The 13732-nt window shown below is 74.0% G+C and carries 16 protein-coding genes; all 16 read left to right on the forward strand.

The genetic code is table 11. The annotated features are described in order from the left end of the window. Nucleotides 1–2: 2 nt before the first annotated feature. Nucleotides 3–1208 carry an ROK family protein gene (locus ABEA04_RS17275; RefSeq protein ID WP_345461431.1) on the forward strand — a complete coding sequence of 402 codons (1206 nt, stop codon included), beginning with the start codon at nucleotides 3–5 and terminating at the stop codon, nucleotides 1206–1208. A gap of 73 nt (nucleotides 1209–1281) precedes the next feature. Continuing rightward, complete coding sequence (pgsA, locus tag ABEA04_RS17280; protein ID WP_345461435.1) at nucleotides 1282–1929, forward strand: phosphatidylinositol phosphate synthase; 648 nt, start codon at nucleotides 1282–1284, stop codon at nucleotides 1927–1929. Between the two features lie 10 nt (nucleotides 1930–1939). Then, nucleotides 1940–2866 (forward strand): pyridoxal 5'-phosphate synthase lyase subunit PdxS, encoded by a 927-nt coding sequence (gene pdxS, locus ABEA04_RS17285; protein ID WP_345461438.1) that lies wholly within the window; start codon nucleotides 1940–1942, stop codon nucleotides 2864–2866. A 212-nt stretch (nucleotides 2867–3078) separates the two neighbouring features. After that, entirely contained in the window at nucleotides 3079–3645 is a 567-nt protein-coding gene (locus tag ABEA04_RS17290; protein ID WP_345461441.1) for an alternate-type signal peptide domain-containing protein, read from the forward strand. A gap of 53 nt (nucleotides 3646–3698) precedes the next feature. Next, complete coding sequence (locus ABEA04_RS17295; protein ID WP_345461444.1) at nucleotides 3699–4253, forward strand: signal peptidase I; 555 nt, start codon at nucleotides 3699–3701, stop codon at nucleotides 4251–4253. After that, entirely contained in the window at nucleotides 4250–4900 is a 651-nt protein-coding gene (locus ABEA04_RS17300) for a hypothetical protein (protein WP_345461446.1), read from the forward strand. Before ABEA04_RS17295 ends, ABEA04_RS17300 begins: the two co-directional genes overlap by 4 nt. Further along, nucleotides 4897–5364 (forward strand): hypothetical protein, encoded by a 468-nt coding sequence (locus ABEA04_RS17305; RefSeq protein ID WP_345461449.1) that lies wholly within the window; start codon nucleotides 4897–4899, stop codon nucleotides 5362–5364. Before ABEA04_RS17300 ends, ABEA04_RS17305 begins: the two co-directional genes overlap by 4 nt. A gap of 22 nt (nucleotides 5365–5386) precedes the next feature. Then, complete coding sequence (gene pdxT, locus ABEA04_RS17310; protein WP_345461452.1) at nucleotides 5387–6001, forward strand: pyridoxal 5'-phosphate synthase glutaminase subunit PdxT; 615 nt, start codon at nucleotides 5387–5389, stop codon at nucleotides 5999–6001. Between the two features lie 41 nt (nucleotides 6002–6042). Further along, a complete protein-coding gene (locus tag ABEA04_RS17315; protein ID WP_345461455.1) occupies nucleotides 6043–6816 on the forward strand; it encodes a YebC/PmpR family DNA-binding transcriptional regulator in 774 nt (257 codons plus the stop codon). Between the two features lie 244 nt (nucleotides 6817–7060). Next, nucleotides 7061–7579, forward strand: coding sequence for a crossover junction endodeoxyribonuclease RuvC (gene ruvC, locus ABEA04_RS17320; protein WP_345461795.1), 519 nt, complete (start codon nucleotides 7061–7063; stop codon nucleotides 7577–7579). Next, nucleotides 7576–8181, forward strand: a complete 606-nt coding sequence (gene ruvA / locus ABEA04_RS17325) for a Holliday junction branch migration protein RuvA (protein ID WP_345461458.1) — start codon at nucleotides 7576–7578, stop codon at nucleotides 8179–8181. The genes ruvC and ruvA overlap by 4 nt, the downstream gene beginning before the upstream one ends. Before the next feature lie 67 nt (nucleotides 8182–8248). Further along, nucleotides 8249–9286: a Holliday junction branch migration DNA helicase RuvB gene (gene ruvB / locus ABEA04_RS17330; RefSeq protein WP_345461798.1), complete on the forward strand. Its 1038-nt coding sequence runs from the start codon at nucleotides 8249–8251 to the stop codon at nucleotides 9284–9286. A 146-nt stretch (nucleotides 9287–9432) separates the two neighbouring features. Continuing rightward, nucleotides 9433–9852, forward strand: a complete 420-nt coding sequence (gene yajC, locus ABEA04_RS17335) for a preprotein translocase subunit YajC (protein WP_345461461.1) — start codon at nucleotides 9433–9435, stop codon at nucleotides 9850–9852. A 1-nt stretch (nucleotide 9853) separates the two neighbouring features. Further along, nucleotides 9854–11827 carry a protein translocase subunit SecD gene (gene secD, locus ABEA04_RS17340; RefSeq protein ID WP_345461464.1) on the forward strand — a complete coding sequence of 658 codons (1974 nt, stop codon included), beginning with the start codon at nucleotides 9854–9856 and terminating at the stop codon, nucleotides 11825–11827. Then, a complete protein-coding gene (gene secF / locus ABEA04_RS17345) occupies nucleotides 11827–13065 on the forward strand; it encodes a protein translocase subunit SecF (protein WP_345461467.1) in 1239 nt (412 codons plus the stop codon). Before secD ends, secF begins: the two co-directional genes overlap by 1 nt. A 10-nt stretch (nucleotides 13066–13075) precedes the next feature. Further along, the gene (locus ABEA04_RS17350) at nucleotides 13076–13612 is read left to right on the forward strand and encodes an adenine phosphoribosyltransferase (protein ID WP_345461470.1); all 537 of its coding nucleotides are present in this window, start codon (nucleotides 13076–13078) and stop codon (nucleotides 13610–13612) included. Nucleotides 13613–13732: the final 120 nt, after the last annotated feature.

The following is a 13732-nucleotide window of genomic DNA, read 5'->3' on the forward strand; positions in this document are numbered from 1 at the left end:
CCGTGGCTCGGGCTCGCCCCACCGGGGTGGGCACCGACGTGGTGCGCCGGGCCAACCTGAGCACGATCCTGCAGACGGTCCACCGTCGAGGACCCACCACCCGGGCCGAGCTGACCCGGCAGCTCGGCCTCAACCGCAGCACCATCGGCGGCCTCACCGCCGAGCTGCTCGAGCTCGGCCTGGTCATCGAGGGCACCGCCTCGGTGGCCGGCCGTTCGGGTCGGCCCTCGCACCTCGTCGTCCCGCGCGACGACAACGTGGTGGTCGCCGTCGACCTCGGGGTCGACCGCATCAGCGCCGCGCTCGTCGCGCTGGGCGGCCGGGTCACCGAGCGGCGCCGGCGGCTCCACGCCCGCGGCGAGCACGACGTCGACCACGTGGTCGACGTCGTGGCGCAGCTGGTCGGCGACCTGCTCGCCACCAAGCCCGGCGCGCGGTGCCTCGGCGTCGGCGTGGCCGTGCCGGGCGCCATCCGCACCGACGACGGGCTGGTGCAGTTCGCCCCCAACCTCGGCTGGGTCGGCGAGCCCTTCACGGCCCGGCTGTCCGAGCGGCTGGGGCTGCCGGTGTGCACCGGCAACGACGCCAACCTCGGTGTGCTGGCCGAGCACATGCGCGGCGCCGCGGTCGGCTTCGACCACGCCGCCTACCTCGCCGGCTCCGTCGGCATCGGCGGGGGCTTCCTCGTCGGCGGCACGCTGCTCGGGGGCTCGAGCGGCTACGCCGGCGAGGTCGGCCACCTGCAGGTCGACAGCGCCGGACCGGTCTGCCGCTGCGGCGCCACCGGCTGCTGGGAGATGAAGGCGGGGGAGAACCGGCTGCTGCAGCTGGCCGGCCGGCTGCCCGGCGGCGGTCCGGACGCCGTCGCCGAGGTCATCGACGCCGCCCGCGGCGGCGAGGCCCGCGCCCGCGACGCCCTCGCCGAGACCGCCGAGTGGGTCGGCGCCGGGCTGCGCGCCGTCGTCAACGTCTTCAACCCCGACATCATCGTGCTCGGCGGCAGCCTGGCGCAGGTGTGGGACGTGCAGGCCGACGTCGTCCGCGCCACCGTCAAGCGCACCGCGCTGCCCGCGCTGCGCGACGAGGTCGAGATCGCCTCCGCGCGCCTGGGTGGCGACTCGCCGCTCGTGGGGGCGGCCGAGCTGGCCTTCGCGCCGGTCCTCGAGGACCCCCAGGACGTCGGCTCGCCCCAGGTCGCCCTGGGCTGACGCCGGGATCACACCGGGCTCACACCGGGCTCGAGGCCCGGCCGGCGGCGTCCATGCCCTAGCCTGACGCACCATGCTCGAACGGTTCCGCGGCTTCTGGCAGGGCGTCGTCCTGATGCCCTTCGTGAGGTTCTTCATCCGCCACGGGATCAGCCCCGACACGGTCACCTTCGTCGGCACCGTCGGCGTCAGCACCGGAGCGCTGGTCTTCTTCCCGCGCGGCGAGCTGCTGGCCGGCGTCCTGTTCGTCACCGCGTTCGTCTTCAGCGACCTCGTCGACGGCAAGATGGCCCGCGAGCTGGGCCGCAGCTCGACCTTCGGCGCGTTCTGGGACTCCACCCTCGACCGCATCGGCGACGGCGCGATCTTCGGCGGCCTCGCCCTGTACTTCGCCGGCCCCGGCGACAGCACGCTCTACCTGTGCCTGTCGGTCTACTGCCTGGTGATGGGCTCGGTCACCTCCTACGCCCGGGCCAAGGCCGAGTCGCTCGGCCTCGACGCCCGCGGCGGCCTCGCCGAGCGCGCCGACCGGCTGGTCTCGATCCTGGTCATGACCGGGCTCGGCGCCATCTTCGGGCTGCCGATCCTGATGCTGGTCACGCTGTGGGCGCTGGCGCTCGCCAACACCTACACGGTGGTCTTCCGGGTGCTGAAGGTGCGCCGTCAGGCGGTCGCCGCCGACGCCGCCCGCGATGCAGCCGCGGCCCCCGCCGCGCCCTAGCATCGCTGGCATGAGCGAGGCAGGCACCGAGGCGGCGACCGGATCGAGCGACCAGGCGGGCACCGGCACCACGCGCGTCAAGCGCGGCATGGCCGACATGCTCAAGGGCGGCGTCATCATGGACGTCGTCACGCCCGAGCAGGCCCGGATCGCCGAGGACGCCGGCGCCGTCGCCGTCATGGCGCTCGAGCGGGTGCCGGCCGACATCCGGGCCCAGGGCGGCGTGGCCCGCATGAGCGACCCCGACATGATCGACGGCATCGTCGAGGCTGTCTCGATCCCGGTGATGGCCAAGGCCCGCATCGGCCACTTCGCCGAGGCGCAGGTGCTGCAGAGCCTCGGCGTCGACTACGTCGACGAGTCCGAGGTGCTGACCCCGGCCGACTACGAGCACCACATCGACAAGTGGGCCTTCACCGTGCCGTTCGTCTGCGGCGCCACGAACCTCGGCGAGGCGCTGCGGCGCATCACCGAGGGCGCGGCGATGATCCGCTCGAAGGGCGAGGCCGGCACCGGCGACGTGTCCAACGCCGTCACCCACATGCGCACCATCCTCGGCGAGCTGCGCAGGCTCGCCGCCCTCGAGCCCGACGAGCTGTACGTCGCCGCGAAGAACCTGCAGGCGCCCTACGACCTCGTCGCCGAGGTCGCCCGCCGCGGCTCGCTGCCCGTCGTCCTGTTCACCGCCGGCGGCATCGCCACCCCCGCCGACGCCGCGATGATGATGCAGCTCGGCGCCGAGGGCGTCTTCGTCGGCTCGGGCATCTTCAAGTCGGGCAACCCCGCCGAGCGCGCCGCCGCGATCGTCAAGGCCACCACCTTCCACGACGACCCCGACATGGTCGCCAAGGTCTCGCGCGGCCTCGGCGAGGCCATGGTCGGCATCAACGTCGACGAGATCCCGCAGCCGCACCGGCTCGCCGAGCGCGGCTGGTAGTCACACCGGGGGGCAACTGACTGGCCCCGGCCGGCCGTGACTGGCCCGGACGGGCCGGGCCGGACTGGTCCACCTGGGTGGTTCGCACCCGACCACCGGAGGGTCCGGGGCCGAATCGGGGACGCCGCACGCGGCGATCACGTCTGATGGGGGCACACCGGCCCGGACTCGGGTCGGTGACCCCCCACGACAGACAACGGAATCCCCCCACCATGCGCAAGACGTACAAGGGCGCCCTCGCGTCCGCAGCCGCCGCCACCCTGCTCGCCGGCACCGCCGGCACCCTCGCCTTCTGGACCGACTCCGGCGACGCCGAGGCCGGTGAGGTCGGCACCGGTGAGCTCGCCCTCGGCGACGCCACCTGCGACGCCGCCTGGACCTATCCCGCGGGCCACCTCGACGCGGGCGACCCCGCCGTCCGGCTCGTGCCGGGCGACGTCGTCACCAAGAGCTGCGCCTTCGAGCTCGCCGCCGAGGGCGACCACCTGCGGGCCGAGCTGACCGCGCCGTCCTCGCTCGGCTACTCCGAGCCCGGCACGACCGCGACCACCGACCGCCTCGACGTCGAGGTGGCCTACGCGCTCGGCGGCGTGGCCCTGGCCGACGGGGCGGTGCTCACCGACGCCGACGACGGCAAGACGCTCACGGCGACCTTCACCGTGACGATGCCCTACGGCACCGACCAGAACGGCGTGCCGGTGGTCAACGGCAACGACACCCAGGGCTGGACCGCACTGCTCGACACGCTCACCGTGTCGGTGCGCCAGCTCGCCCACTGAGCGGGGGGCGCCGGAGCGGGAGACCCGACGTGCGTTCCACTCTCACGGTCCTGGTGCGGACCTCCGCCGTGCTCGTGCTGCTCGCCGGGCTGGCGCTGCTCGCCACCGTCGTGGTCGTGCCGCGGCTGGCCGGCGCGACCCCGTACACCGTGCTCACCGGGTCGATGCGGCCCGACCTCGGCCCGGGCACGCTGGTCGTCGTCCGGCCGGTCGATCCCGGCACGGTCGCGGTCGGCGACGTCGTCACCTACCAGCTCGAGTCGGGCGAGGCCGACGTCGTCACCCACCGCGTCGTCGAGGTGCAGCACCGCGTCAACGGCACCCTGTGGTTCGTCACGCAGGGCGACGCCAACCCGGTGGCCGACGCCGAGCCGGTGCGGCCCGAGCAGCTGCGCGGCGAGGTCTGGTACTCCGTGCCGCACGTCGGCCGGCTGCACGACCTGCTCGGGGCGCAGAGCCGGGCGGCGCTCACCCTGCTGGCCGTGGTGATGCTGTCGGGCTACGCGGTGACGATGTTCGCCGGCGCCGCGCGCGACCGGCGCGACCGGCGGGACGGCGGGCACCGGGCCGCGGAGCCGCGGCGCCGTGCGACGGCGGGGCGGCCATGACCGCCGGGCGCCACCGCGCGTCGTCCGGGACCGGGCGCGGGCACCGCACCGGGCTCGGCCTCGCCGCGCTGGTGCTGGCCGTGCTCGCCTGCGTGCAGCTGCCCGGCACGCTCGCGGCGTGGAGCGACGGCTCGGCCGCCACGACCGGGACGCTCACCGCCGGCTCGATGGACCTGCAGCTCGCGGCCGAGGGCGGCGCCACCGGCGCCGTCGGGCTCGGCACCGCGTTCGACGCCGCGGCGATCACCTGGAGCGGGCTGAGCCCCGGCGAGCGCCGGGCCTTCGAGCTCACCGTGCGCAACGTGGGCTCCCCGCCGATGAGCTGGAGCGCCACGGCCCGCCAGGGCGCGACCCCCGCCTGGACCTTCACCGGCGACCCCGTCACCGTGCAGCTGTTCGAGGGCACCCGCACCGCCGTCGACACGACCTACCCGGTCGAGGAGTCCTGCACCGGGACGGCGCTCGGCCCGGTGCGCGCGGTCGGCACCTCGGCCGCCGCGCTGGTCACCGCCGCCCGGCGGGTCGCGCCCGGCGCGCTCGACCGGGTGTGCGCGGTCGTCGGGCTGGCGACCGACGCGACCAACGCCAACCAGGGCAAGCGCGGCGCCGTCGTGCTCGACCTGACGGGCGCGCAGGCGACCTCGTGAGAGCGGTGCTCGCGTCCGGCGTGGCGGCGGGTCTGCTGGCCCTGCTCGGTGCCGTCCCCGGCACCTCGGCGGCCTTCACCGACGAGACCGCAGCCACCGGGGGAGCGCTGGGCGCCCACACGGTGGTCTCCCAGGCGCAGCCGACCTGCACCGACGTCCTCACCGTGGCGCGCATCCAGTGGGTCAAGACCGACGTCCGCTACGACTACGCCTACGCCGTGCGGCACACCGCCACCGGGGTCGTCGTCGCCACCGGCACGGCCGGCACCGCCACCCCGGCCGGCGGCATGGTCACCCTCGACGTGGCGCCGGGGCTGCTCTCCGGCGGCCAGCAGTACGACGTCGAGGTGCGGGCGCGGCTCGCGCTGCGCCCCACCTGGGTCGCGGCCACGGCGACGGTCACGCCGGTGCGCCACGCGGGCGTGCTGGTCGTCGGCCTGGCCGTGCGCTGTGGTCACGTCTGAGCCGCGGCCCTACGATCGCGCGGTGCCACCGCCCCGCCCCGCCACGTCGAGCCCGACCATCGGCGTCCTGGCGCTGCAGGGCGACGTCCGCGAGCACGTCACCGCGCTCGAGGGGCTCGGCGTCCGAGCCGTCACCGTGCGGCGTCCGGCCGAGCTGGACGCCGTCGACGGTCTCGTGCTGCCCGGCGGCGAGTCGACGACCATCGTGCGGCTCGCCCGCACCTTCGAGCTGCTCGAGCCGCTGCGCGCCGCCGTCGCCGGGGGACTGCCCGCGCTCGGCACCTGCGCCGGGATGATCCTGCTCGCCGACCGGCTGCTCGACGCCGCCGCGGGCCAGGAGACCATCGGCGGGCTCGACGTCACCGTGCGCCGCAACGCCTTCGGCCGCCAGGTCGACTCCTTCGAGGGGCCGGTGCGCGTGGCCGGCCTCGACCGGCCCGTGCACGGCGTCTTCATCCGCGCCCCGTGGGTCGAGGAGGCCGGCCCGGACGTCGAGGTGCTGGCCCGCGACGAGCGCACCGATAGGATCGTCATGGTGCGGCAGGGCGCGCTGATGGCGACGTCCTTCCACCCCGAGGTCGGTGACGACCCCCGGATCCACGCGCTGTTCCGCGAGCTGGTGACCCACCACGCGTGACGCGGCAGGCGCCGACGCGAGACGAGTTGGAAGAGGAACCCATGTCCGGCCACTCCAAATGGGCGACCACCAAGCACAAGAAGGCGCTCATCGACGCCAAGCGCGGCAAGATGTTCGCCAAGCTGATCAAGAACGTCGAGGTCGCGGCCCGCATGGGCGGCGGCGACCCCGGTGGCAACCCGACGCTCTACGACGCCATCCAGAAGGCGAAGAAGAGCTCGGTGCCCAACGACAACATCGACCGCGCGGTCAAGCGCGGCTCCGGCGCCGAGACCGGCGGCGCCGACTACCAGACGATCATGTACGAGGGCTACGGCCCGGCCGGCGTCGCGCTGCTCATCGAGTGCCTCACCGACAACAAGAACCGTGCCGCCATGGAGGTGCGCACCGCCATGACCCGCAACGGCGGCTCGCTCGCCGACCCGGGCTCGGTCTCGTTCCTGTTCAACCGCAAGGGCGTCGTGCTCGTGCCGTCCGAGCAGGAGGGCCGCACCGTCGGCGAGGACGACGTCCTCGAGGCCACGCTCGAGGCCGGCGCCGACGACGTCGCCGACGTGGGCGGTGCGTTCGAGGTGGTCTCCGAGGCCACCGACCTCGTCGCCGTACGCACCGCGCTGCAGGCCGCCGGCATCGACTACGACTCCGCCGAGGCCTCGTTCGTCCCCGACAACAAGATCGCCCTCGACAAGGACGGCGCCGCCAAGCTGTTCCGCCTCGTCGACGCCCTCGAGGACCTCGACGACGTGCAGAACGTCTACGCCAACTACGACGTCACCGACGAGATCATGGCCGAGCTCGAAGGCGCCGACGCCTGACGTCCCGGGGCCCGGCCGTGGCCGCGTGGGGTGGACGATGGTCGAGGTGCGAGGCGCCGCGGCGACGGGCCTCGAGACCACCGGCCCTCGCACGCAGAGCCAGCCATCCACACGGACCCTGAGCTCGTCGAAGGGCCACCACGCGCGTGTCGCACCCCGTCCCGCCGGCACGCAGCCTCTAGCGTGTCTCCCGAACAGACGTTCGACCGACTGGCCGGGGCGAAGGAGCGACGACGTGCGGGTGCTGGGCATCGACCCCGGGCTGACGCGGTGCGGCATGGGGGTGGTCGAGGGTGACGTCGGCCGGCCGCTGCGGCTGGTCGACGTCAACGTGCTGCGCACCTCCGCCGACGTCCCCACGGCCCAGCGGCTGGTCACCATCGAGCGCGGCATCGACGCCTGGCTCGACGAGCACCGGCCCGACGCCGTCGCGGTCGAGCGGGTCTTCGCACGCTCCGACTCCAGCACCATCATGGGCACCGCCCAGGCCAGCGGCATCGCGCTCGTGTGCGCCGCCCGCCGCGGCCTGCCGGTCGCGCTGCACACCCCCAGCGAGGTCAAGGCCGCCGTCTCCGGCAGCGGCCGCGCGGCCAAGGCACAGGTGGGCGCGATGATCACGCGCATCCTGCGGCTCGACGCACCGCCCAAGCCGGCGGACGCCGCCGACGCGCTGGCGCTCGCCATCACCCACATCTGGCGCGGCGGGGCGCAGGCCCGCATCGACGCCGCCCTGGCCGCCTCCCGCGCGGGGGGCCGCCGGTGATCGCCTTCGTGCGCGGCGAGGTCGCGGCCGTCGGCGTCACCAGCGCCACGCTCGTCGTCGGCGGCGTGGGCCTCGAGCTGATGTGCACCCCCGGCACGCTCGCCACGCTCCGCACGGGCCAGACCGCCACGCTGCCCACCAGCATGGTGGTGCGCGAGGACTCCCTCACCCTGTTCGGCTTCGTCGACGACGACGAGAAGGCGATCTTCGAGCTGGTGCAGACGGCGTCCGGCGTCGGCCCGAAGGTGGCGCAGGCCATCGTCGCGGTGCTCGCCCCCGACGACCTGCGCCGTGCCATCGCCTCCGACGACGTCAAGGCGCTCACGCGGGTGCCGGGCATCGGCCAGAAGGGCGCCCAGCGCATCATCCTCGAGCTCAAGGACCGCATCGGCGCGCCCGTCGGTGGTCGCCTGGCCGCCGCGCCGCCCGCGGTCGCGCCGTGGCGCGACCAGGTGCACCAGGCCCTCACCGGGCTCGGCTGGGGCGCCAAGGACGCCGACCGCGCGGTCGACGCCGTCGCGGGCATGCCCGAGGCCGACGGCGCCGCGCCCGACGTCGGTGCCCTGCTGCGCGCCGCGCTGCAGCGGCTGAGCAAGGCGTGAGCCAGGCGTGAGCGAGCACGACCACCCCGCCCAGCCCGACCAGCTCGACGCCGCCGAGGAGGCGCACCTGCGCGAGCTCTCGGCGTCCGCGGTCACCGCCGAGGCCGAGGGCGACGAGCGCGCCATCGAGGCCGCGCTGCGCCCACGCACCCTCGACGAGGTCGTCGGGCAGGCGCGGGTGCGCGAGCAGCTCGGCCTGGTGCTCGAGGCCGCCCGGGGGAGGGGCCGCGCGCCCGACCACGTGCTGCTCTCCGGCCCGCCCGGCCTGGGCAAGACCACGCTGGCCATGATCATCGCCGCCGAGCTGAGCGCGCCGCTGCGCCTGACCAGCGGCCCGGCCATCACCCACGCCGGCGACCTCGCCGCCATCCTCTCCGGGCTCAACGAGGACGACGTGCTCTTCGTCGACGAGATCCACCGCATGTCGCGACCGGCCGAGGAGATGCTCTACCTGGCGATGGAGGACTTCCGGGTCGACGTGGTCATCGGCAAGGGCCCCGGCGCCACCGCCATCCCGCTCGAGATCCCGCCGTTCACCCTCGTCGGCGCCACCACCCGTGCCGGCCTGCTGCCGGGGCCGCTGCGCGACCGCTTCGGCTTCACCGCCCACCTCGAGTTCTACGAGCCGACCGAGCTCGAGCTGATCGTGCGCCGCTCGGCCGGGCTGCTCGGCGTCCGCATCACCGACGACGGCGCCGCCGAGATCGCCGGGCGCTCACGCGGAACCCCGCGCATCGCCAACCGGCTGCTGCGCCGGGTCCGCGACTTCGCCCAGGTGCGCGCCGACGGCGTCGTCACCCTCGACGTCGCCCACGCCACCCTCGACCTCTACGAGGTCGACGTGCTGGGCCTCGACCGCCTCGACCGCGCCGTCCTCGACGCGCTCTGCCGCCGCTTCGGCGGCGGTCCCGTCGGCGCGGCCACGCTGGCGGTCGCCGTCGGCGAGGAGCGCGAGACCGTCGAGGAGGTCGCCGAGCCGTTCCTGGTGCGCACCGGCTTCCTGGCCCGGACGCCGCGGGGTCGCGTGGCGACCCCGGCCGCCTGGGCCCACCTCGGTCTCGCCGCGCCCCGATCCGAGCCCGGGGGAACCCTGTTCGAGGCCTGAGCGTTGGTCGGGGAGGTAGTCCGGATTCGTGGGCGAGACCACACCCCTGGCTAGACTGCCCCGGTTGTCCGGTCCCGGCGCTGCACGTGCGCCGTCACCCCCCACCGGACCATCTCCTCCACCTCGACATCGAAGGGTCTGTGTTCGTGGAAGGGCTTGTCGGGCTGCTGCCCATCTTGGCCATCCTGCTCCTCTTCTGGCTCCTGCTCATCCGGCCGCAGGCCCGGCGAGCGCGTGAGCAGCAGCGGCTGCAGTCCTCGGTCGAGGTCGGTGACGAGGTGATGCTGGCCTCCGGCCTGTTCGGCCGCGTCGTGGCCCTCCACGAGGACCGGGTGGACATCGAGATCGCCACCGGCGTGGTCGTCGGCGTGCTGCGCGCGGCGATCGGCCGCGTCCTGCGCGACGACGAGCCCGGGGCGATCGACCCGACCGACCAGTCCGAGCAGACCGACGGGCTCGAGCAGCTCGACCAGCTCGATCAGACCGACCACACCCACCACACCGACCCGGCCGAGGAGTCGTCGCTGCTGCGCAAGCGGCCGACGTCCGGCCCGGAGGAGAACTGAGATGGCGAAGCGCAAGCAGGCGCCGGGCCGCACGCTGATCGTCTTCCTGCTCGGCACCGCGCTGCTCTACGGCCTCGTGGCCCTCGCGGGGTCCTGGAAGCCCGAGCTGGGCCTCGACCTGCAGGGCGGCACCCGCATCACGCTGGTGGCCAAGGGCGACCCGAGCGGCGACAACCTCGACGAGGCCCGCGGCATCATCGACCAGCGCGTCAACGGCTCGGGCGTCGCCGAGGCCGAGGTGGTCACGCAGGGCGGCAACATCATCGTCGTCGAGATCCCCGGCAGCCAGCGCCGCGACCTCGTCGAGACCGTGCAGCGCCAGGCCCAGCTGCGGTTCCGGCTCGTGGCCTGCTCCGACTTCCGTCCGTGCCAGCCGCCGGCCCCCGACCAGGGCGTCCCGCCGAGCGGCATCCCGCAGACGGCCGAGCCCGACCCGCAGTCCACCGACGCGCCCAGCGCCGACGCGCCCAGTGCCGACGCCCCCAGTGCCGACGCCCCCAGTGCCGACCAGAGCGCGCCGGCCGAGGAGCAGTCGGGCACCGCCAACCGCGTCGCCCCGGGCTTCGGGTCCGCCGACCAGCCGGCCCAGGCCGCGGCCACCGACGAGCCCACCGACGGCGCCACCACCGACGGGGCGACCGACGGCGCCACGGACGGGGCCACCGACGTCCCGAGCGACGGCGCGTCGACCGAGCCGGGCACGCCCACCGAGAGCCCGACGGCCGACAGCGACCTGCCCGAGTCGTTCGACGAGACCGCCGTGGTGCCGCTCGACGACGCGATCGCCTTCATGAACGGCGGCTACTCGCTCGCCGACTACAACGCCTTCTCCTCCTACCAGTGCAGCCCCGACGGTGGGATCACCAAGGTCGAGACCGCGCCGCCGGGCATCTCGCCCGAGGAGTTCGAGGCACTGCCGCCGCAGCCGGTCGACGACCCGACCGCTCCGCTGGTCTCGTGCTCGGCCCAGGAGGACAGCGGCGACAACCCGGCCCCGGCCGTGAAGTACCTGCTCTCGCCGTCGGTCATCGCCGGCACCGACCTCGAGGGCGCCAGCTACGGCATCCCGCAGAACGAGGTCAACTACGCGGTCACCCTCGACATCGGCGGTGAGGGCCAGGACGTCTTCGCCGACGCCTCCTCCAAGCTGGTCAAGGGCGAGAACGGCGACAACTTCGCCATCGTCCTCGACGGCGAGGTGCTCTCCGCGCCCTACTTCAGCTCCGTCATCCCCGACGGCTCGGCGCAGATCTCCGGCAACTTCACCGAGTCCGAGGCCCGCAGCCTCTCGACCAGCCTCAAGTACGGCTCGCTGCCGATCAGCTTCGACCAGCCCTCGGTGCAGACCATCGGCCCGTCGCTCGCCGGTGACCAGCTGAGCGCGGGCCTGCTGGCCGGCGCCTTCGGTCTCGGCCTGGTGCTGATCTACTGCCTGCTCTACTACCGCGGCCTCGGCGGCGTCGTCGTGGCCTCGCTGCTGGCGGCCGGTGCGGTCAACTACGCGCTGGTGCTGCTGCTGAGCGAGACCGCGGGCTTCGTGCTCACGCTGCCCGGCATCGCCGGCTTCATCATCGCCGTCGGTGTCACCGCCGACTCCTTCATCATCTTCTTCGAGCGCATCCGAGACGAGATGCGCGAAGGACGCTCGATGCGGGTCGCGGTCGAGCAGGGCTGGAAGCGCGCGAAGGTCACCCGCCTCGCCGCGCAGGTGGTCTCGCTGCTCTCGGCCGCGGTGCTCTACATCTTCGCGACCGGTGCGGTGAAGGGCTTCGGCTTCGCCCTCGGCCTCACCACGATCGTCGACCTCGCGATCCTGTTCTGGTTCACCAAGCCGATGGTGTCCTGGCTGGCGAGGTTCCACTTCTTCAACGGCGGCGGGCGCCTCTCCGGCCTCAGCCCCGAGACCCTGGGAATCGACCGACCGAGAGGCGGCGGCACGACCGTCGCCGCTCCGGCGGAGCGGAGGAAGGCCTGATGGGCAAGGCGTCACGGCTCGGAAACGCGCTCTACACCGGCGAGAAGTCGCTCGACTTCGTCCACCGCCGGCCTCTCTGGTACGCCATCACCGGCAGCGTCGTGCTGCTGGCGTTCGCGGCCCTGATCTTCCGGGGCCTCGACTTCGGCATCGAGTTCACCGGCGGCACGGAGTACCGCGTGCCGGTGACCAACGCCTCGCAGGAGGTGGCCGAGGAGCTGCGCGACGCGGTCGCGGCCAGCGACGTCGAGGGCGCCGAGGCACCCAGCGCCACCACGGCGGGCGACTTCATCCTGGTGCAGGTGCAGGAGCTCACGCCCGCCGAGAGCGACGAGGTGATCGCGGCCATCCAATCCGTGGTCGACGTGCCCGCCGACGACCTCAACCCGAGCGAGATCGGCGCCTCCTGGGGTGCCGAGATCGCCCAGCGGGCGATCATCGGCGTCATCGTCTTCCTCGTCCTGGTGCTGATCTTCATCGGCTTCTACTTCCGCGAGTGGAAGATGTCGATCGCGGCGCTCGTGGCGCTCATCCACGACGTCGTCATCACGATGGGCGTCTACGCGCTCTCGGGCTTCCAGGTGACGCCGTCCGCGGTCACCGGTCTGCTCGCGATCCTCGGCTTCTCGCTCTACGACACCGTGGTCGTCTTCGACAAGGTGCGCGAGAACACCCGCGACATGCGGCGCAACCGCCAGACCTACGCCGAGGCGGCCAACCTCGCCGTCAACCAGACGCTGGTGCGCTCGATCAACACCGGCATCGTGGCGCTGATCCCCATCGGCGCGATCCTGTGGGTCAGCGCGGCGCAGCTCGGTGCGAGCTCGCTGCAGGACCTCGCGCTCTCGCAGTTCGTCGGCATGGCCGTCGGCGTCTACTCCTCGGTGGTGCTGGCGCCGCGCGTGCTGGTGCACCTGAAGTCGAACGAGAGCGAGGTCAAGCTCGCCGAGCGCCGGGCCAAGGCGCGTCAGCGTGCCCTGGCCGACCGCTACGCCGCCGTCCCGGTCTTCACCGACGACCTGCCGGTGAGCGAGTCCGACGACGACCCCGACGAGCTGACCGACGAGGACGACGACCTCGAGCGCGCCGCGCCGAGCCTGTCGAAGTCGCGCACGGCGTCCTCGCCCACCGAGCCCGGCCTCGGCCGCACGCCGCCGCCGGCGCGCGGCCCGGTCCGGCAGAGCAACAGCTCCGGACGGGTGCAGCCGACGCGGCAGCCGAAGTCCAAGCGCAAGTAGCCGGGCCACCGTGACGAGTGGGGCCGAGGCGCTGGCGCGCCTGGTCGTCGACGTCCCCGACTACCCCGAGCCGGGGGTGGTCTTCAAGGACGTCACCCCGCTGCTCGCCGACCCCGCGGGCCTGCGGGCGGTCGTCGCGGCGCTGGCTGACGCCGGCCGCCGCGACGGCGAGGTCGTGGTCGACGCCGTCGTCGGCATGGAGGCCCGTGGCTTCCTGTTCGGCACCCCGGTCGCGCTCGAGCTGGGCGTCGGCTTCGTGCCGGTGCGCAAGGCCGGCAAGCTGCCGCGCGAGACGCACAGCCGCAGCTACGCGCTGGAGTACGGCGAGGCGACCCTGCAGATCCACCGCGACGCGCTGGCCCCCGGCGCGCGGGTGCTGCTGGTGGACGACGTCCTCGCCACCGGCGGCACGGTCGAGGCCACCCGCGAGCTCGTCACCGCGTGCGGGGCCGAGGCCGTCGGCGTCGCGGTGCTGATGGAGCTGTCGTTCCTCCACGGCCGCGCCCGGCTCGGCGACCTCCCCCTCACCGCCCTCCTGACCCTCTGACGCCCCCGCAGTCGCGCCTGACTCCCGTCGAACGGGGTGGAGGACTGCTGCTGACGACGGTCGAGGTGCGAGGAGCCCCGACCACGAGCCTCGAGACCGCCGGCCATCCATGCCAGCGTT

The organism is Nocardioides marinquilinus (genome assembly GCF_039543705.1).
Taxonomy (GTDB): Bacteria; Actinomycetota; Actinomycetes; order Propionibacteriales; family Nocardioidaceae; genus Nocardioides; species Nocardioides marinquilinus.

Excerpts from the sequence above, each read along its gene's own strand:
- pgsA (WP_345461435.1), top strand. The coding sequence starts at position 1,282 with ATGCTCGAACGGTTCCGCGGCTTCTGGCAGGGCGTCGTCCTGATGCCC.
- pdxS (WP_345461438.1), top strand. The coding sequence starts at position 1,940 with ATGAGCGAGGCAGGCACCGAGGCGGCGACCGGATCGAGCGACCAGGCG.
- ABEA04_RS17290 (WP_345461441.1), top strand. The coding sequence starts at position 3,079 with ATGCGCAAGACGTACAAGGGCGCCCTCGCGTCCGCAGCCGCCGCCACC.
- ABEA04_RS17300 (WP_345461446.1), top strand. The coding sequence starts at position 4,250 with ATGACCGCCGGGCGCCACCGCGCGTCGTCCGGGACCGGGCGCGGGCAC.
- ABEA04_RS17315 (WP_345461455.1), top strand. The coding sequence starts at position 6,043 with ATGTCCGGCCACTCCAAATGGGCGACCACCAAGCACAAGAAGGCGCTC.
- secD (WP_345461464.1), top strand. The coding sequence starts at position 9,854 with ATGGCGAAGCGCAAGCAGGCGCCGGGCCGCACGCTGATCGTCTTCCTG.
- secF (WP_345461467.1), top strand. The coding sequence starts at position 11,827 with ATGGGCAAGGCGTCACGGCTCGGAAACGCGCTCTACACCGGCGAGAAG.